Below are 335 nucleotides of genomic sequence, written 5' to 3'. Positions count from 1 at the left end.
CTGATCCAGGAGACCACGGCGCAAGGCGCCTTGTCCTACGAATACGACCCACTGAGCAACCTCACCACCCTGACGTTGCCCACCGGCCAACACCTCAATCACCTGTACTACGGCAGCGGCCACCTGCACCAACTCAACCTCGACGGCCAACTGATCAGCGACATCGAGCGCGACGACCTGCACCGCGAAGTCCTGCGCACCCAGGGCACGCTCACCAGCTGCTTCGGCTACGACGCCATGGGCCGCAAGAGCTGGCAGTTCGCCTCGCGTCTGCCGGCGGAAAAACTCTCGCGCCTGCACAACCCCGGCATCCAGCCCGACCTGCTGGTCGAGCA

At 64.8% G+C, this 335-nt stretch carries 1 protein-coding gene; it reads left to right on the top strand.

Annotated elements, in window-relative coordinates; all coding sequences use genetic code 11:
• The coding region (locus NQL71_RS29730; RefSeq protein ID WP_425520697.1) for a hypothetical protein at positions 1-335 on the top strand (335 nt) is incomplete at both ends.

This window comes from Pseudomonas serbica, assembly GCF_028823535.1.
In the GTDB taxonomy this organism is placed as follows: Bacteria; Pseudomonadota; Gammaproteobacteria; order Pseudomonadales; family Pseudomonadaceae; genus Aquipseudomonas; species Aquipseudomonas serbica.
The sequence above is the reverse complement of the archived record's forward strand: the minus strand, read 5'-3'. Positions and strand labels throughout refer to the sequence as shown.